Here is a 17917-nt window from a genome sequence, read left to right on the forward strand (position 1 = left end):
GTGTCGAGTCCCGCATACGCGTCGTTTCGCTGTAGGCTAGGGCCGTGGCCACTACATATCCTGAAGACGAATTTGATCGCCAAGCCGCCGAGCGTACGACGGTTGGCGTCCACCGCGCGCCGAGCAGCTCCCGACCGTGGGTGATCGCTTTGATCGCCGTGTTGGTGCTTGCACCGCTACTGGGCATTGGTATCGGCAAGCTGGTTGCGGGTAGCGATTCTCCCGCGGCGTCCGAGACGACCGCCACGTCCGAGGCGAGCGCGGCTGCGGTGAGCACGCCCACCGAGGTGACGACGGCGCCGTCCACTGTTCCCACGACCGCGCCGACCACGGCACCGGCCGCGCCGACCACGGCACCGACCGCGCCGACGCCGGAGCCGTCGGTGAGCGCGAGCGCGGCTGAGCCGAACCTCGCCCACAGTATCCTCGTCCTAAACGGGCGCGGCACCAGCGGTTTGGCTGGACAGAAAGCCAGGGTGTTGAAGAGCGCGGGCTTTACGAACACCGCGGTTGGCGATTACAAGAGCCAGGCTCCGGCCGAGTCCACGATCTACTACAGCGGGCGGGAATTTGCGGGGACTGCCAAGCTAGCAGGGGAGAAGCTGGGGATCGTCAACCTCGTCGACGACGCCGCGCGCGCCTCCCAACTGGGCAGCACGATTGTGGTGATCCTGCGCTAGCGTCGCGTGAGCTGAAGGGAGCGACCCCATAAGTTGATATGGGGTCGCTCAACTTTTAGCTGGGCGTGAAACCGGCCCGACGGCGTCGTAGAAAGATTTGCACTCGGTGGCCGTGAGTGCCAAAATCTCTATTGGCACTCTTGAAGTGAGAGTGATAATTCTGCAGTCGATGAGGCTGGCGCAAGGCCGGGGAAAGGACCGGTCGGGCGCTCGCCGTCCGTCGCGGGCATTGGCTGGACAACCACTAACGTGGAGGAAATTCGCATGGCAAAGATCATTCATTTCGATGAAGAAGCTCGCCGCGGTATGGAGCGTGGCCTTGACCTGCTCGCCAACACCGTGAAAGTGACGCTCGGCCCGAAGGGTCGCAATGTCGTTCTCGACAAGCAGTGGGGCGCACCGTCCATCACCAACGACGGCGTCTCCATCGCCAAGGAAATTGACCTCGAAGATCCGTTCGAGCGCATCGGCGCTGAGCTGGTCAAGGAAGTCGCTAAGAAGACTGACGACGTCGCAGGTGACGGCACCACCACGGCAACCGTCCTTGCTCAAGCCCTTGTGAAGGAAGGCCTGCGCAACGTCGTGGCGGGCGCCAACCCGATCGCCCTGCGCCGCGGCATCGACCTCGCCGTTGAGGCCGTCGTCAAGCAGCTCCTTGTTGACGCCAAGGAGATCGAGACTCCCGAGGAGATCGCCGCCACCGCAGGCATCTCCGCCGGCGATAAGGAGATCGGCGAGCTCATCGCCGAGGCTCTCGACAAGGTGGGCAAGGAAGGCGTTGTGACCGTCGAAGAGTCCAACACCTTCGGCACTGAGCTCGAGCTCACCGAGGGTATGTCCTTCGACAAGGGCTACCTCTCCCCGTACTTCGTCACCGATCCGGAGCGTCAGGAAGTCGTCCTTGAGGACGCATACGTCCTCCTGGTCGAGTCCAAGATCTCCAACGTCAAGGATCTCCTGCCGCTGCTCGAGAAGGTTATGCAGACGGGCAAGCCGCTCGCCATTATCGCCGAGGACATCGAGGGCGAGGCTCTTGCCACCCTCGTCGTCAATAAGATCCGTGGCACCTTCAAGTCCGCAGCCGTTAAGGCGCCGGGCTTCGGCGATCGCCGCAAGGAAATGCTCCAGGACATGGCTGTTCTCACCGGTGGCCAGGTCATCTCGGAGACCGTGGGCCTCAAGCTCGAGACCGCCGACATCACCATGCTCGGCCAGGCTCGCAAGGTCGTCATGACTAAGGATTCGACCACCATCGTCGAGGGCGCGGGCACCGCTGAGGACATCAAGGCACGTGTGTCCACTATCAAGACCCAGATCGAGAACTCCACCTCGGATTACGACAAGGAGAAGCTCCAGGAGCGCCTGGCTAAGCTCGCGGGCGGTGTCGCCGTCATCAAGTCGGGTGCGGCTACCGAGGTCGAGCTCAAGGAGCGCAAGCAGCGCATCGAGGACGCCGTCCTCAACGCTAAGGCTGCTGTCGAAGAGGGCATCGTCGCCGGCGGTGGCGTTGCTCTGCTCCAGGCCGCGGACACTGTCTTCAAGACCCTCGAGCTCGAGGGCGATGAGGCAACCGGCGCCGCGATCGTGAAGTACGCCGTTGCTGCTCCGCTCAAGCAGATCGCCGAGAACGCTGGCCTCGAGGGCGGTGTCGTGGCAGAGAAGGTCCGCACGCTTCCCGCGGGTCAGGGCCTAAACGCCGCCACGGGCATCTACGAGGATCTGCTCGCCGCCGGCGTTGCCGATCCGGTCAAGGTCACCCGTTCTGCTTTGCAGAATGCGGCCTCGATCGCTGGCCTGTTCCTTACCACGGAGGCCGTGGTTGCGAACAAGCCTGAGCCGGCCGCTGCTGGCCACGACGATGCCGCTGGCATGGGTGGCATGTACTAAAGCGCCAAAAGCTGATGGGCCCGCCGAGCGATGCTTGGTGGGCCCATCGTTTATGTCAGCGAGATTTAGGCGGCTGGGCGCCGGGTTGAGGAGCGGGCACGCGGGTACGCCGGTGAGGGCGGGTACGCCGGTGAGGCGCGAGGCCTGCGCGCGGTTATTCGACGAGACTACGCGGGAATTCCCCGCCGAAGTCGCGTCGCTCTGTGTCCTTGTCCTTGGCGCGCTCGATCTTTTCGCGCGTGGCGCGGGCGATCTCGTCGCGCCGGGCCTGCTTGACTTCCTCAGCCGTGAGAGCACGGCGCGGCGAGCCCGGTTCGAGGTCCTCGGAGGCCTCCTCGAGCGAGGAGCCCTGATGAACCGTCTGCGAGGGCGCCGCGCCGGGAGTGGCGACTCGGGGCTCAGCGGTGACGTCGCCGGGCTCATCCGGGCTCTCCAGCGCCTCGGCGTTGTTCTCAGCCTCAGAGGCTGGCGTAGGCGCGGCGGGCGGCTCGGCTTGCTCGGCGGACGAAACAGCGGGCTCGGCGGGCGGCTCGTCGTGCTGGCCGGAGGAACCCGGCTTGTCGCCGCTGACTGCGAAGTCGCCGGACGCGGCATCTTCCTTGATCCACGCCAGCTCGGACGTGGGAGACTCAGTGAGCAAGGTCCGGGGTTCGACGCCGTCCGGCCCCGCTTCCAGGGGGCCGTCCGGGTCTGTTGACGTCGAGGGCTGTGCCTGTTCCGGGTCAGGCGGCAGAGGTTTGTCCTCAAGGCTCGAGGCGTCGCTAGTGCGGGCCGGGTCGGTCGCGGTGGCGGGCGCGGCCGGTGCGGGGACAGACGCCGAAGCGCCCGCGGGAGCAAGCCCAGGTCCACCCACTGCGGCGACCGGGGTTTCGCGTGAGCCTGCGTCAACAGCGCGGTCCACGCCGGCCTCGCCAGCGATCACACCGCCGGCCGCCGGTTCGCCGATCCCGCTCGCGGGCACCTCAACCTCCGCGGCACACTCGCCAAAGGGAACAGTGGGGCCGGTAGGCTCGGCGCTCGTCGGCGTCGGGGATGTGGGCTCGGTGAGCGCGGTCGCGCTCGCAACGGACTCCGACAGTGTCACGGGCGGAATCGGGTTGCCGTTGTCATCCACACGGATCACGGGAATGAGACCAGTGTTGACCTTCTCAAGCTTGGCCAGCAGGCGCTGGCGCTCGAGCTGAAGATTCTGCCGGGCCGAATCCTCCCACTGTGCGGCCAAGGGCGTGGTGTAGATGCGGCGGCGGTCAAGAAGCCGGGTAACAACCTCCAGGCGGGCTTCCAAAAAATGGATGTCGGGGATGTGAGCATACTCCTGGCGAATCTTTTCCATATATTTTTTGTACTTCTGAGGCTGGCAAGCCAAGGCACCGAGGTGAGCGTCGGTCAGGACGAGGAGGTCCATGTCCTCCGCTTCATACATCCCTGACTCCGGCATAGGGAGCGGGTGGCGGCGCATGTGGCCAATCAGCTCGCGGATGGCCTCCACGGTCTGCGGGGGAATGCCGAGGTCAAGGAAGTGCTTGGCGGCCAATGCAGCCGACGCCCCGCGATCCTCGCCGCCGTTGCGGGTATAAATCGCCTGGCCATCGGTCGAGAAGACGAGGCCGTGTCCCCACGCTGCCAGGCGCACCACATCGGCATCGTGGGCCTCGGCCGCCAGGGCGTCAATGCGGGCGAGGTGATCGAAGAGGTGCTGGGTGCCGTGGTAGGTGCGTCCGGGGCTCGACCACAGCTCAATGAGGTGGTAGCACACGCGTTCAATGTCGTCGCGCGGGGAGGTGGCGCCCACGGCAATCGCCGAACGCACAAAAGATTGCGTGACCCATTGGGGCACAACGTTACGAGACATCTCACTCCAAAATTTCGATGACCTCCGCGATTCTACCTACAATGGCAGTAGTATCTGAATTGATTGATCCCCGATGCCGCCTTCGCGGCTGCGAACGTAGGTAAGAATGACTCATCCATCCTCTGTCTTGCGAGGTCGTGCGCTGATTACCGGTGGCTCTTCAGGCCTTGGTTTGACCTTCGCGCGCCAGCTAGCAGAACGCGGCTTGGATCTCGTTCTTGTGGCGCGCAACGCCGAACGCCTGGACGAGGCGGCTGAGGCTCTTCGAAACGCCGGCGTTGAGGTGGAGACGTTGGTCGCTGACCTGGCTGACGACGCCGGCGTCGCGGCTGTCTCGCAGCGCCTGGGTTCGGCGAGCTCCCCGGTCAGCGTCTTCGTCAACAATGCGGGCGCCGGGTTGTATGCCAAGATGACCACGGCCGATCCGACCGAGCTCCTGGCGGGTGCCCAGCTGATGGCGTTGGCGCCGATGGTGTTGGGTGGAGCGGCGGCCGCGGCGATGAAAGAGCGCGGCGAGGGCGTCATCATCAACACGTCCTCGATGTCGGGCGCGGCACCCATGGGCGCATATTCGGCGATTAAGGCCTTCGTCCGTGTGTGGTCGGATTCCCTCGCGATCGAGGCGGCTGCCTTCGGCGTGCAGGTTGTTACCTTCATCCCGGGTTGGGTGCGCACGCAGTTCCATGCGCGAACCGGCGTGTCGACCTCGTCGATTCCGGACTTCCTCTGGCTCGACGCCGATCGGGTCGTCGCCGAGTGCCTGGCCGACGTCGAGAAGGGCAAGACGTCGTCAACTCCCTCCAAGCGCTTCAAACTGATTGGCTTCTTGGCCAAGCACGCGCCCGCGCCGGTGGTGGCCGCGGCGGTGAAAAAGCTCAATAAAGGCCGCCGATGAGCGAGCTTCACCCGCTGGACGACTACCATTCGGAGTCGAAGATGAGGGCGCGTAAGAACGTGCGCCGATTCTTCACGCGCCCGGCCCTGAAGACGATCCTTTCCACCACTGTCACCGGCCAGGACAACGTGGAGGGTCTCGAGGGCGCCTACATTGTAGTCGGCAACCACACCTCGCACCTGGATGCGCCGATGGTTTTCACCCTCCTGCCCGAGCACATGACGGAGCGGCTCGCCACGGGCGCCGCTGCGGATTACTGGTATCGTCGCCCCGCTATTTCGAAGGTGACCTCGCTCTTTTTCAACACGTATCCGATCGAGCGCAAGAACAAGTCTGGTGACCCGAACGCCGGCCGCGCCAAGGGCATGACCTCGCGCCTCCTCAAGGACGGCATCCCGATCCTCATTTTCCCGGAGGGTACGCGTTCTCGTACGGGAGAGATGGGCGAATTCAAGGTGGGCGCCGCCGCGCTGGCCATCAAGTTTGATATTCCGATTGTTCCGTTGGCAATGCGCGGGGGCCACGAGGCCATGCCGGTCGGGTCCGTGCTCCCCGCCGCCAATCGGCCCCCGATCGACATGTTCATCGGTAAGCCCATGTATGCCCATGAGGGCGAGCAGCCGGAGGCGTTTATGGCTCGCGTTCGTTCCCACATTGTGGCGATGCTTGAGCAGAGCTCACCCTACCCCGAGGAAATTTAGGCCGGTCAAAGTCACCTAGTGGCCCTTGCTAGCGGCTGCCCCTAGTAGCTCCGAGTTGTTGCTCGTGGCGGTCGGTTACTGTCCCCGCCCGCGCCATTCGCGCTTTTTCTTCACGACGACGGGCTCGCCGTTCTCGTCCAACACTCCCGGGAATTCGAGCCGCACCGTTAGGCCCCCGCCTTCTGTTTCGGAGACGCACGCGACGCCGTCGTGAACCTGCATAATGGCCGAGACGATCGCTAGGCCGAGGCCGGAGCCGCCCGAGACGCGTGATCGCGAGGTGTCGGTGCGGTAGAAGCGTTCGAAGATGCGTTCGGCCTCGTCCGCGGTGATACCGGGCCCGTGGTCGCGCACTTCGACGATTCCGCGGTCGGGCCGCTCAGGGTCGACGCCGACGGCGACCTCCACCGCCGTCCCCTCGGGCGTGTGAGTGATGACGTTGGACAACAAATTCGTGATGACCTGCGTGACCTTTTCGGCATCTGCGTTCACGACGACAGAGCGCGGCTCCTCGCCGCGAAGGCCGATGACCTCGGCGGGCCAGAGCGGGGCCCGCACATGAAAATCCGTCACCGTGTTGAGCGCGACCGTTGCGAGATCGACGTTTTGCATGTTGATCTTGCGGCGCTCGTCGAGGCGGGCAAGCTGAAGCAGGTCGTCAACGAGGTGCGCCATGCGTTCGGACTCCGATTCGATACGGGACATCGCCTGATCCACGCCCTCGGCGGGCACACCGCCCAGGCGATAAAGCTCGGCATATCCACGAATCGTGGCGAGGGGCGTGCGCAGCTCATGGGAGGCGTCCGAGACGAACTGCCGCATCCGCTTCTCCGAGGCCACCTGCACGTCAAAGGACTCCTCCACGCGCGAGAGCATCTTGTTGATGGACTGGCCAAGGAGGGCAACTTCCGAGCCGTCTGTTCCGGTGGGGACGCGGACGGACAGATTCCGGGCGGCAACTTCGTGGGTGGCGCGCTCAATGTCACGCAGGCCCGTGAGGGATTGATCCACGAGGAGGTAAGCTGCGAGCGCGCCGAGGACCAGGGTGATGAGCACGAGCGTGGCCAGTGCACCGGCGAGGTTGCGCACCGTTTCATCGATCTGTTCGAGGGGCAGTCCGATGACGACGGTGCCGACGGAGGTCAACGTCGTCGGCGAAAAATTGAGCTCGGTGGTGATGATTCGCCACTCTTGGCCGTCCAGCGTTGATGGCACGGTGAAAGGCGCCGAGGACTTGCGTTCGGCGAGCTCCTCGGGATTGAGCGGAGTGCCGTTCTCCTCCGCGATGTGAGAGTTAACCACGGTAATGTGGCTGTAAGGCTTGCCGTTGACCTTGTCGTCATAGGTGATGAAAAGGTAGAACTCGCTGGGCAGGAGCTGATCGCGGGTGTCGTTGATGAGCTGTTCGACGGTGACGGTGGCCATCGTGCGCCCGGACGAGCGGAGGTTTCGGTCCGCTTCGTCGATCAGGGAAGCACGTAGCGTGACGGTAGCGAGCCACGAAATCGTGATGAGCACGAAGGCCATGAGCACCATGAACGCGAAGACGATGCGAACCGAGAGGGTCCGCCATACTTTCGGCGCCGGGCGCCGGTCCTTAAAAAGGGCAGTACTCATTTCGCCCGGCGAAGCACGTAGCCGATGCCGCGCTTAGTGTGGATGAGAGGCTCGAGTGCGTCCGCCTCCGCGGGGTCGTCAATGCCGAGTGCCTCCGGCGAATCGATCTTGCGGCGCAGGTAGGAGATGTAGGACTCGACGATGGAGGCCTCGCCCTCCCAGTTGTAGTCCCACACGTGTTCAAGGATCTGAATCTTGGACACCACGCGTTCGGCGTTAATCAGCAGGTAGCGCAGGAGCTTGTACTCGGTTGGCGAGAGGTCGACGTCGCGGCCGGCACGGCGCACCTCATAGCTATCCTCATCCATTTCGAGATCGTGATAACGCAATACGTCGGGTTCGGACGTATCCGGATTGGTTCGCCGCAAAATAGCGTGAATGCGGGCCACGACCTCCTCCAAGGAGAACGGCTTGGTGACGTAATCGTCCGCACCAACCTCCAGGCCACGGACACGATCTTGCACGTCATCTTTCGCTGTCAGGAAGAGCACAGGCAGATCGGGCTCACGTTCCCGCAGATGCGTGAGAACCTCGAAACCGTCCATGTCGGGCAGCATGATGTCGAGGACAACAATGTCTGCCAGGAAGTCGCGTTCCACGCGCATTGCCTCCGCGCCGTTTTGGGCGGTGGCAACGTCAAACCCCGCAAAGCGGAGCGATGCCGAGAGCAATTCACGAATCGTCGGCTCATCGTCAACGACGAGAATCTTTGCCTCGGGTTTTTCTTTACCTAACTGTGCAACCATGGATCAATCTTGCCCCAAAAACGCGCACAACAGGAAGACAATCCACAGCCAATCCGCGTTCGATGAAACCGACGCCCCTCTAGGTGGACGCCAAGTGCCGCTCTATATGAAGGTGAGCGGGTCGAAATCGTTCAGGTCAATGGGGTAGATACGATTGAGGGTCTGGTTGAACGCCGACATATCATACTCCAGATCCACGATCTTCAATCCACGCTCCTCAAGCTCCGCCAACTGAGCCGAGAGATACTCGCGGAAACACACAATCGCAACCCTGTGGCCGGCGTCGAGCAGCTGCCTCACCTGCGGCAAATAATCCACGTCGTGGGAGGCAATAACGATGTCCCTACCCGGGCGATACTTTGCGATAGCTTCGAGCGTGCGCTGGATGCCGGCGTCGACGATCTTCACATCGGGGTCATTGCTCGTGAGTAGCACAGGCTGCCAGCCGATCGCCAAGAGCGCTTGGACAAACGTCATGGCGGTGCGCTGAGTGGCGTTCATGTAGAAAAGGCCAGTTGTCCCGACGCCGTCCGAGCTGGTCGGTTCCTCGCCCGTTACTTCGCTCGTCGCCGACCCGTCAGCCCAAGGGTCATAATGCAGGACGCGGTCCCAGCGGGGGCGCTCCTCCGGGTGCGGGGCGCGTTTAAGAATGTTGACGCCCAACGTGGCGTCGATATTTTCACCATCAATAAGTATGTACATAAGCCAATGCTATCGCGGGCGTGATTTTCACAGTCGGCGCTTCACCGATGGCGCACTACGCTACTCGCGCCGAGCTGTGCGGCCGGCGTCGCGCCGGCTCTGCTGGCCGCGACCGGGCGTCCAGCGTCCACTCCTGCACCCAAGAGCAAGGTCTGGCACCTCCAGCCGAACGCAATGCTCGCTCCCGGACGACGACGGCATGCGCGCGGCGAAAAATCGGCAAGAAAAGGAGGTGGTCGGAAATATTTGACGTTTCCGACCACCTCAGAGGCTACTGCTGCAGCCTCTCAACGATGCCGCCCAGTTGTAAGGGCTCGCACCTCGAGGTCAGCACCAGGCCGCGCGGTTTAGTAATCAGTGAATTCCTTGCCCTCGATCGCCTTCGGTGCTTCACCCGACTGCAGGGCGGCCAGGCGGGCCTCGACCTCGGACATACGGCCGGAGTCTTCGAGCTCGGCGAACTGAGCGTCGAGCGAAGATGCCGTGACCTCGGCGCGGCCTGCAGCGAGAGCCTCCTCGCGGCGGACCTTGTCCTCGAAACGAGCAAGATCGGAGGTGGGATCAAGAACGTTGAGGGAGGAAATAACGTCCTGCACCTTGTTCTGTGCGGCGGCCGACTTCTGGCGGGCCACCAGCTCATCGCGCTTGGCCTTAAGCTCCTCGAGCTTGCCGCGCATGACGTTGAGGCCGTCCTTGAGCTTCTCCACCACCTGCTCCTGAGCGGTGATCATCGGCTCAGCGGTGCGTGCCTCGCCCTCGTGACGGAGCTGACGCTCAATGGCGACCTTTGCCAGGTTGTCGAACTTGGCGGCGCCATCTTCGTTGCCAGCCTCGCGCATTTCCTTTGCCTTGGCGACGGCGGCCTGAGCCTTCTGGCCCCACTCACGAGCCGAGGTGATGTCCTCGTTGTAGTCAGCCTCCGCGAGGCGCAGGTTGCCAACCGTGACGGCGACGGCGTCCTCTGCCTCCGCGATCGAATTGGTGTAGTCGCGTACCATCTGGTCGAGCATCTTCTGAGGATCCTCGGCACGATCGAGGATCGCGTTGATGTTGGCCTTGGCCAGCTGGGAAATGCGTCCGAGGATGGACTGCTTTTCTGCCATGGTGTTGCCTTTCTAGTTTGGGCTTATTCAATAGTTAATAGTTGGGTCTTAGAATCCGCGGCGTCCGCCAGTTGCTCCGCCGCCACCGATGGAGCCGCTGCCGCCGAAGCCGCCGCCTCCGCCACCGCCGAAGCCGCCGGACAGGCCGCCAATGATGATCCCGCGGGCGATGCCGCCGAGGATGGATCCGGCCATGGCTCCAGCGAACGAATCGTCGCGCGAGGAGTAGCCGCCGGATCCGTAGGGGCCGCCACGATCCATGCGCTCGATGTCGTTGAACGCGGCCTGCTTGGCGCGTCCTGCGGCGAGTCGTGCTGCCTCGGCGAGCTGGATTTGCTCCTGCGGGCTACCTGCTTGGGTGGCACGCAGGTAAAGGTCGTGGGCCTGGGCGAGCTGTTCGCGTGCGCCGCTACGGGTGGAGGCCCGGTAACGTGTCACCGTTGAATCGGCTTCGTCCAGCGCGCGCTTGGCGATCAGCAACGCGTGGGCCGCGTCGGCCTGAAGCTTCTTACGAGCCTCGTCGGCCTGACGGAACGGTTCGAGCGCGAGGTCAATCTTGCTTTCGGTGTCATGCAGTTCTTCTGCCATGCGGAAAGGATCGACTTGACCAGCTGAGGCTCGTTGCACGGTTTCCTGAGCGGTGGCCATCAGTGGTGCGACGGCGGGATCTGCGGGTGCGAGTCGCTTGGCGTCTGCGATATCGGAGGAAAGTGACTCGATGCGGCGTCGGACCTCTTCCTGTTCCGCTTCGAGTTCCTTCGGCGCATTGAGCAACGTCTCGGCGAGCTGCGAGGCCTGGTTGAGTGTGCCTTCTGCCATGCGCACATAGGGCACGGCCCCGTTGCGATCATCGGAAGCTAGTTCGTTGCCGGCGGCCTTGAGCGATTCTTCGCTGGCCTCGAGTAGGTGGGCGACCTGGTCGGGGTAGGTGCGCAAGGTTTGAAGTGCCGAGGCCGGGTAGTTGACCTCGAGGTTGTCGAGCGTGCGCCGCCCAAGATCGAGCCTGCCGGCAATCTCGGACATGCGAGTGCGGATTTCGGAGATCTTGGAATCGACGTTCGCCGCGAGCTTGCGCAGTTCGGAAAACTCTTTGGTGTGAAGATCAAGCGCTTGGCGCGCTGTCCCGACGAGTTCGGTGATCTTCTCGCTGAGCTCCACCTTCTGTTGTGGTGTCTCAGGATCCGTGTCGTGAAGCTGGGAATGGAGCTGGAACGCGGACTGCGTGGCGGCCTTCGCCTTTTCGAGCGTTTGCTGGAAGCTCTTGGTTGCCTCGAGCCCGAACTCGGCACGGGCGAACTCGAGTTCGGCGCTGGCCGCCCGGACGTCGTTGTCGGTAGCGAGCAGGGCTGCCGACGCGATCTGAACCTGCTTGTCAGCTTCTTCGAGCGAGGCTTTCGCCGACCGACGCTTGCGTGCCGCTCCCATGGCGAGTGCGCCTCCGCCGAGTGCGAGTGCGCCTCCTCCGACGGCTACCCAGGGGATCTGGGCGGGACCGCCGACGACGGCGTCGCCACCACGTGCGAGGGAATCGACATTTTTCGCCAACGCCAGTATGCCTTCATCCCACTTTTGGGCGCTGAAGAGCTTCATGACGTCGTCGTTGGCGGCTTTGTTGATCGTAATTTCGGAGACGCCGGGGTCCGGGGCTGTGGAGTGCCACCCGACCTCGGAGGTGCCGGAGGAGATGACGATGACCCCGTCGTAGCGGTCCATCCCCGAACGTCGATGGGTCTCTTGAGCCCACTTTTGGGCGTCAATGCCGTCAGTGTTGTTCACCGTGACGATCCAAAAATCCTTGCCGGGGATCTTGTTCAATTCGGATTCGATGGCGGAATCGTTGGAGGCGAGGTCTGCCAGGTCGGTGAAGCGGGAGGTCAATTCCTGGGGCGGTTCGGCGGATGCGGCCGACGGCATAAGGGTGGCGCCGAGGGCGAACACGCCAGCGGCAACAATGTGTGACCTTCTCAAGAAGACCTCCTCAACCAAATCTGCGAACCTGTGGTGCGCACCATCACGCTACCAACTGCGTGGCCCTCGTGCGACATAGATCAGCCGTAAGCGTGGTGGAGCGCTCCCCGACACCGTCTTCGCTGGTGGGACGGCGGGCAACATGGCGTCGTGAAATTTTGTCGGAGGGATGTGTCAGAATCGGAAGCGAAAAGAATCCACGGAAAGTGCCATAATGTATGGACGTACTTACCCAAGCATGAAAGAGAGCGTCAGGTGCCCACAGGAAAGGTGAAGTTCTTCGACGATAAGAAGGGCTTTGGTTTTATCTCCGGCGATGACGGCCAGGAAGTCTACCTGCCCGAAAGCTCGGTCCCGATTGGTGCGCGCCTGCGCCCGGGGACGCGCGTTGAATACGGTATTGGTGACACCCGCCGTGGCCCGGCTGCCCTGCAGGTGTCGGTGATTGAAAAGCAGAAGTCGTTGGCGGCGGCGAACCGTCGCCCGGCTGAGGACATGGTTCCCATCATTGAAGATCTGATCAAGATCCTCGATCACGCTTCGACCTCACTTCGCCGTGGCCGCTACCCGGAAGGCGGCCCGCGCATCGCGCAGGCCTTGCGCGCTCTCGCTGAGGACTTCGATGTCTAATCGCATTAACCCATCCCTGAACGTCACGAAGGAAAAGACGCTCGCCCGGGCTGTTGATCAGGCCCGGGAGGCCCTCCACGATGTCACCCACGTGTCGAACATCGGCGAGCACGCCGGCGTCGTTCAGGAAGGCGAACGCGTGGTGACGCACGCTTTCGCCTGCCTCCTTCCCGGTTACAAGGGGTGGTTCTGGACCGTCACGCTCTCGCGCGTTCCGCGCGGGCGCAAGGGAACGGTGGACGAGGTTTCGCTTCGTCCGGGCCCGGAGGCGCTCCTTGCGCCCGAATGGGTGCCGTGGGCGGATCGCCTTCGCCCGGGAGACGTCACGGGCACAGATCGACTTCCCTATAACCCTGATGACTCTAACCTCCAGGCCAACGCCGATCCGCGCTTCGATGAGGGCTTTGAAGCCACCGGCATCGATGGTGATGAAATTGCAGAATTCGAGCTCGGCCTGGGGCGGGTGCGAGTGCTGTCAGATGAGGGCCGCATGGACGCCTACAAGCGCTGGTACGAAGGCGAAAACGGGCCGGACAACGCTGCGACTCGCGCGGCGAAGGCGCCCTGTTCCACGTGCGGCTACCTGATGCACATGGGTGGCTCGGCGCGCCAGCTGTTCGGCGTGTGCGCCAACGAATGGAGCGCGTTTGACGGCAAGGTGGTCTCGCTGGACCACGGCTGTGGCGCCCACTCCGAGACCGACACCCCCAAGCCGGAAAAGATGTGGGATCCTAGCGATCCCGTTCTTGACGACGACGATCTGGATATCGTCGAGCTCGAGGGATAGTCCCGCGCCCATGCACGTGATCCAGGGGCGCGTCCGCGACTACGCATGGGGAGCCCGCGATGTCATCCCGAATTTCTTTGGCATGGCTCAAGGAAACTTCCCCGTGGCAGAGCTGTGGTTCGGCGCGCATGCGGCGGCCCCCGCGCGTTGCGAGGTTGGCAACCAGGCGCTCGCCTTGGCCGCGGCCGATACTCGCGATATCGGCGCGGCGCGCGCGTGCCAAAGCGATTTGCGTCAATACGTGGCCAGCGATCCCGTAGGGATCCTCGGGCGCGACGTGGCCAGGCGCGGGGAAGGGCAGTTGCCCTTCCTGCTGAAGCTGATCGCGCCAGCCCAGCCGCTGTCTTTGCAGGTTCACCCCTCCATCGAGCAGGCCCGCGTGGGCTTTGCGCGGGAAGACCGGCAGGGGATCGCGCTCGATGCGCCGAACCGGTCCTACAAGGATGCCAACCACAAGCCGGAGCTCGTCTACGCCTTCACGCGATTCGAGGCGCTCGTCGGCTTCCGCTCGCCGCGGCGAATCATCGGCGTGCTTGAGGGGCTGGGCGCCCCGCTCGCTGACGAGCTGGCGGCGGTGATCCGGTGCGAACCGGACGCGAGGGGCGTCCGGCGTGCCTTTTCTTCACTGCTTTTGGAGGGGACTCGCCCAAGCGAGTCGGCCGTCGCTGAGGTCGTGGCTGCGTGTGCCGCGCGTCCGCCGGAAGACTCCCCGTCCCAGCGCGCGGATTCGATCGTGGGCACGCTCGCGAGTTATTACCCGGGCGATCCTGGCGTGGTGGCTTCCCTTCTGCTCAATCCTGTGACGCTCAAGCCTGGCGAGGCCATGTTCACGCCCGCGGGCACGGTCCACGCCTACCTTTCGGGGTTCGGCATGGAGATCATGGCCAACTCAGACAACGTGCTTCGCGCAGGGTTGACGTCCAAGTATGTGGACGTCCCCGAGCTGATCGACGTCATGGAGACCGTGGCGGCCCCGCCCATCCGCATCGCGCCCGAACGTATCTCCCATGTGCAGTCCACGTACTATGCGCCCGTGGACGATTTCGAGCTGTCCATCATCGACCTGCGAGACGCCTCGGCTCGCGTCAAGCTCCGCGGCGGCGGCCCACGCATCATCCTGGCGTTGGCTGGCGCTGCGGAAATACGTACGGCCAGCGGCCAGTACTGTTTGCTCAACACCGGTCAGGCCGCTTTTCTTCGGGCGGACGACGGCGTTGCCCACGTTCGTGGCGCGGGCCGGCTCGTGCAGGCCGACGTTCCGTAGGTTGGACGACGCCGTCGCGCCGGCTCGTCCTGTCGGCGCGCCTGGCCTGGGGCGTGGGTGCGCGACTGGGCCAGGGCGCGGGGTGTGCCGACGGCGTCGTTGTTCGTCTCGTCACAGATCCCAAAAAGTGGTCAGAAAATGGCCAAAAGGCGTCCGTTTTGTGAGACGCAATTTGATCGCCCCTGGTGGCGGTGTGAGACTCGACGGGTGAGTACTTCTAAGGGCACTGCGACCGCACAGCAGAACACCACGTCCCCTAGCTTCCTCGAGAGCTACTTCCGTCTAACCGAGCGTGGCTCGAGCGTGGGGCAAGAGCTCCGCGGCGGCCTCGTGACGTTCTTCGCGATGGCATACATCCTCGTCCTGAACCCGATCATCCTCTCGGGCCCGGACTCGACCGGCCACTTCCTTGGCGGAGGCACCGAGCCTAACCTTCCGGCTATCGCCGCGGGAACCGCGCTCGTCGCAGGCGTCCTGTCGATCCTCATGGGCGCGGTCGCCAACTTCCCGTTGGCGCTTGCCGCGGGCCTGGGCCTGAACTCGATCGTCGCATTCACGATCGTCAAGCTCCCGGGCATGACCTGGGCCGACGGCATGGGCATCATCGTCATCGAGGGCCTCGTCATCGTCCTGCTGGTTCTGACTGGGCTACGCGAAGCAATCTTCCGCGCGGTGCCAAAGGTTCTGCGTACCGCCATCACCGTCGGCATCGGCCTGTTCATCACCCTCATCGGCCTGATCAACTCCGGTATCGTCGGCACCGGCCCCACGCCGCTGGCCTTCGGCGTCAACGGTTCGATCTCCACCTGGCCGCTGGTTGTTTTCATCGCGGGCATGTGCTTGACGATTGCGCTCATGGTTCGCCACGTGCAGGGCGCGATCCTGTGGGGCATTCTTGGCGGCACCGTCCTGGCGTTCGTGGTGGAGGCAGTCGGCCACCTCGGCCCGAAGGGTGCCGAAAACGTGGGCGGCTGGGGCCTGACGATCCCTGCCCTGTCGGGATCGCCCATCCAGGTCCCCGACTTCGGCACGCTCGGCCAGTTCTCCGTTGTGGGGCCGTTCCAGAAGATCGGCATCCTCGCCGTCGTTGTGCTGGCCTTCTCGGTCATGCTCGCCGACTTCTTCGACACGATGGGGACGATGGTGGCCGTCGCCGCTGAGGGCCACCTCCTCGACGAGGAAGGCAACCCGCCGCACACCCAGCGCATCCTCCTGGTCGACTCCCTCGGTGCGATCGCGGGCGGCGTGGGCGGCGTGTCGTCGAATACGTCCTTCGTCGAGTCGGCCACCGGCGTCGCCGACGGCGCACGCACCGGCCTATCCGCCATCTTCACCGGCGCCTTCTTCCTCCTGGCCACCTTCCTAGCCCCGCTGTTCGCGATGGTTCCCTCGGAGGCCGCCGCGCCCGCGCTCGTGGCCGTCGGATTCCTCATGATGCAGCAGGTGGTGGATATCAAGTGGTCCGACCTGTCCGTCGCTATCCCGGCCTTCATGACCATCATCTTCATGCCGTTCGGCTACTCGATCACGGTGGGCATCGGAGTCGGCTTCATCACCTACGTCTTCATGCAGATCGTCATCGGTAAGGCCCGTTCGGTTCATTCGCTGATGTACCTGACGGCCGGCGCGTTCGTCATCTACTTCTTGCTCGCCCCCATCAATGCGCTCCTCGGGCTGTCCTAGCCGAGGGATGGTCCTCTTTTAGGGTTCGCCTCGGGGAGGGCGAGTTCGAGTAGGGGCAAGTTCTGCCGGCGCGGGCCGGCTGAAGACGTCGGCGGCCCCGGGCTTAGCCTCGGGGCCGCTTCCTTATGTCGTGCGGGGCGCTACCGTGCGGGGCGCTACCGTGCGGGGTGCTACCGTGCGGGGCGCAACTGCCGTGTGCGACTCACCGCCTCCCGACGACGACGTCAATTGCCTCGAGTAGCGCCAGCACGTCGCCGGTGTCGATCGACGGGAAGGTGGCGATCCGCAACTGGTTGCGTCCCAACGATCGGTATGGCTCGATGTCGTAAATCCCGACTTCGCGAAGTGAGCGGGCGACGCCAGCCGCGTCGACGGCGTCGTCGAAGTCGATCGTGCATACTACCGGCGAGCGGAATTCTTCGGCCATGAAGGGGCGGGTGAAGTCGTGCGCGTCCGCCCAGGCGTAGACAGCGCCGGAGCTGGCGCGTGAGCGGGCCTCCATTCCGGCTAGGCCGCCGTTGTCCAGCATCCAGCTCACCTGCGATTCGAGCATGAGGAGCGTGGCGATCGCGGGCGTGTTCAGCGTCTGGGCTTTGCGTGAATTGGCTGCCGCGAGGGAGAGGTTGAGGAAGTCTGGCACCCAGCGTTCGGTGCTGAGGCGCTCGATGCGTTCGAGCGCGGCGGGCGAGGCGAGGGCTAACCACAAGCCGCCGTCGGCGCCGAAACACTTCTGTGGGGAGAAATAGTAGAAGTCGACGTCGGCCGCGTTGAAGCCGATGCCGCCCGCGATCGAGGTCCCGTCGACGACGGTGAGTGCGCCTGCGTCCCCGATGCGCCGCAGCGGAGTTGTCGCGCCGGTCGACGTCTCGTTGTGAGCATAGAGATAGGTGTCGACGCCGTCAGTCGGCTCGCACTCAATCATCTGCCCCGGCTTCACCCGGCGCAGGTCCGCGGCCGGTAGCCAGGGGGCCCGCTCGAGCGCGCGCGCCGCCTTGCCGGAAAATTCGCCGACGACGGCAGCCTGCGCCATGTCCTCCACGAGGCAAAACGGGATCGCGTCCCACAACGCCGAGGCGCCGCCGTTGCCGAGGATCACCTCGTAGCCCGCGGGAAGATCGAAGAGCTCGGCGAGGCCGGACTGTATCGATGCCACCGCCTCGCGCACCCCCGGCTTGCGGTGGGACGTGCCCAGGAGGCCGGCCGTGCTGATCGCCTGCACCTGAGACGGGCGGACCTTGGATGGGCCGGAACCGAATCGGCCGTCGGCGGGCAGGTGGGAAAAATTCAATGGCTCGTTCATGTATCGATCTTCCCACTCGCGGCGCGGCGGTGTGGATGCGTTTCGCCTACCGGGCGCTGTGGAGAAAGTCTTGCAGGCCACGAGCGGCCGAGTTCCGGGTAA

At 64.0% G+C, this 17917-nt stretch carries 15 protein-coding genes; 8 read left to right on the forward strand and 7 right to left on the reverse strand.

Features of this window, described 5'->3' with window-relative positions:
• The first annotated feature begins 44 nt into the window (after positions 1-44).
• The gene (locus HLG82_RS00545) at positions 45-680 is read left to right on the forward strand and encodes a LytR C-terminal domain-containing protein (RefSeq protein WP_193326831.1); all 636 of its coding nucleotides are present in this window, start codon (positions 45-47) and stop codon (positions 678-680) included.
• Positions 681-944: 264 nt separating this feature from the next.
• Complete coding sequence (gene groL / locus HLG82_RS00550; protein ID WP_193326832.1) at positions 945-2567, forward strand: chaperonin GroEL; 1623 nt, start codon at positions 945-947, stop codon at positions 2565-2567.
• 154 nt (positions 2568-2721) lie between these two features.
• Here groL and HLG82_RS00555 read toward each other — a convergent pair whose 3' ends face one another.
• Positions 2722-4419: a hypothetical protein gene (locus HLG82_RS00555; protein WP_193326833.1), complete on the reverse strand. Its 1698-nt coding sequence runs from the start codon at positions 4417-4419 to the stop codon at positions 2722-2724.
• Between the two features lie 106 nt (positions 4420-4525).
• Here HLG82_RS00555 and HLG82_RS00560 point away from each other — a divergent pair, with 106 nt between their 5' ends.
• The gene (locus HLG82_RS00560) at positions 4526-5314 is read left to right on the forward strand and encodes an SDR family NAD(P)-dependent oxidoreductase (protein ID WP_193326834.1); all 789 of its coding nucleotides are present in this window, start codon (positions 4526-4528) and stop codon (positions 5312-5314) included.
• A complete protein-coding gene (locus HLG82_RS00565; protein ID WP_193326835.1) occupies positions 5311-6015 on the forward strand; it encodes a lysophospholipid acyltransferase family protein in 705 nt (234 codons plus the stop codon). The genes HLG82_RS00560 and HLG82_RS00565 overlap by 4 nt, the downstream gene beginning before the upstream one ends.
• Before the next feature lie 75 nt (positions 6016-6090).
• Here the strand turns inward: HLG82_RS00565 and HLG82_RS00570 are convergent, their stop codons facing one another.
• From HLG82_RS00570 to HLG82_RS00590, 5 genes are all read right to left on the reverse strand, one after another.
• Entirely contained in the window at positions 6091-7632 is a 1542-nt protein-coding gene (locus HLG82_RS00570; RefSeq protein WP_193326836.1) for a sensor histidine kinase, read from the reverse strand.
• Positions 7629-8378: a response regulator transcription factor gene (locus tag HLG82_RS00575; protein ID WP_193326837.1), complete on the reverse strand. Its 750-nt coding sequence runs from the start codon at positions 8376-8378 to the stop codon at positions 7629-7631. The genes HLG82_RS00570 and HLG82_RS00575 overlap by 4 nt, the downstream gene beginning before the upstream one ends.
• Before the next feature lie 102 nt (positions 8379-8480).
• Entirely contained in the window at positions 8481-9080 is a 600-nt protein-coding gene (locus HLG82_RS00580) for a nuclease (protein WP_193326838.1), read from the reverse strand.
• 347 nt (positions 9081-9427) lie between these two features.
• The gene (locus tag HLG82_RS00585) at positions 9428-10183 is read right to left on the reverse strand and encodes a PspA/IM30 family protein (protein WP_193326839.1); all 756 of its coding nucleotides are present in this window, start codon (positions 10181-10183) and stop codon (positions 9428-9430) included.
• 48 nt (positions 10184-10231) lie between these two features.
• A complete protein-coding gene (locus HLG82_RS00590; protein ID WP_193326840.1) occupies positions 10232-12151 on the reverse strand; it encodes a TPM domain-containing protein in 1920 nt (639 codons plus the stop codon).
• A 255-nt stretch (positions 12152-12406) separates the two neighbouring features.
• On the opposite strand from HLG82_RS00590, the gene HLG82_RS00595 reads away from it, so the two are divergent.
• The 4 genes from HLG82_RS00595 (at position 12407) to HLG82_RS00610 (ending at position 16515) form a co-directional block, all read left to right on the forward strand.
• A complete protein-coding gene (locus tag HLG82_RS00595; protein WP_193326841.1) occupies positions 12407-12781 on the forward strand; it encodes a cold-shock protein in 375 nt (124 codons plus the stop codon).
• Positions 12774-13568, forward strand: coding sequence for a DUF3027 domain-containing protein (locus HLG82_RS00600; protein WP_193326842.1), 795 nt, complete (start codon positions 12774-12776; stop codon positions 13566-13568). The genes HLG82_RS00595 and HLG82_RS00600 overlap by 8 nt, the downstream gene beginning before the upstream one ends.
• Before the next feature lie 10 nt (positions 13569-13578).
• Entirely contained in the window at positions 13579-14832 is a 1254-nt protein-coding gene (manA, locus tag HLG82_RS00605; RefSeq protein WP_193326843.1) for a mannose-6-phosphate isomerase, class I, read from the forward strand.
• A gap of 207 nt (positions 14833-15039) precedes the next feature.
• Positions 15040-16515, forward strand: a complete 1476-nt coding sequence (locus tag HLG82_RS00610) for an NCS2 family permease (RefSeq protein WP_255313904.1) — start codon at positions 15040-15042, stop codon at positions 16513-16515.
• Between the two features lie 202 nt (positions 16516-16717).
• On the opposite strand, the gene serC is transcribed toward HLG82_RS00610, so the two are convergent.
• A complete protein-coding gene (gene serC, locus HLG82_RS00615) occupies positions 16718-17815 on the reverse strand; it encodes a phosphoserine transaminase (protein WP_193326845.1) in 1098 nt (365 codons plus the stop codon).
• Positions 17816-17917: the final 102 nt, after the last annotated feature.

Origin of the sequence: Trueperella pecoris, assembly GCF_014926385.1 — a bacterium.
In the GTDB taxonomy this organism is placed as follows: Bacteria; Actinomycetota; Actinomycetes; order Actinomycetales; family Actinomycetaceae; genus Trueperella; species Trueperella pecoris.

Excerpts from the sequence above, each read along its gene's own strand:
- groL (WP_193326832.1), top strand. The coding sequence starts at position 945 with ATGGCAAAGATCATTCATTTCGATGAAGAAGCTCGCCGCGGTATGGAG.
- HLG82_RS00555 (WP_193326833.1), bottom strand. The coding sequence starts at position 4,419 with ATGTCTCGTAACGTTGTGCCCCAATGGGTCACGCAATCTTTTGTGCGT.
- HLG82_RS00560 (WP_193326834.1), top strand. The coding sequence starts at position 4,526 with ATGACTCATCCATCCTCTGTCTTGCGAGGTCGTGCGCTGATTACCGGT.
- HLG82_RS00565 (WP_193326835.1), top strand. The coding sequence starts at position 5,311 with ATGAGCGAGCTTCACCCGCTGGACGACTACCATTCGGAGTCGAAGATG.
- HLG82_RS00570 (WP_193326836.1), bottom strand. The coding sequence starts at position 7,632 with ATGAGTACTGCCCTTTTTAAGGACCGGCGCCCGGCGCCGAAAGTATGG.
- HLG82_RS00575 (WP_193326837.1), bottom strand. The coding sequence starts at position 8,378 with ATGGTTGCACAGTTAGGTAAAGAAAAACCCGAGGCAAAGATTCTCGTC.
- HLG82_RS00580 (WP_193326838.1), bottom strand. The coding sequence starts at position 9,080 with ATGTACATACTTATTGATGGTGAAAATATCGACGCCACGTTGGGCGTC.
- HLG82_RS00585 (WP_193326839.1), bottom strand. The coding sequence starts at position 10,183 with ATGGCAGAAAAGCAGTCCATCCTCGGACGCATTTCCCAGCTGGCCAAG.
- HLG82_RS00600 (WP_193326842.1), top strand. The coding sequence starts at position 12,774 with ATGTCTAATCGCATTAACCCATCCCTGAACGTCACGAAGGAAAAGACG.
- manA (WP_193326843.1), top strand. The coding sequence starts at position 13,579 with ATGCACGTGATCCAGGGGCGCGTCCGCGACTACGCATGGGGAGCCCGC.
- serC (WP_193326845.1), bottom strand. The coding sequence starts at position 17,815 with ATGAACGAGCCATTGAATTTTTCCCACCTGCCCGCCGACGGCCGATTC.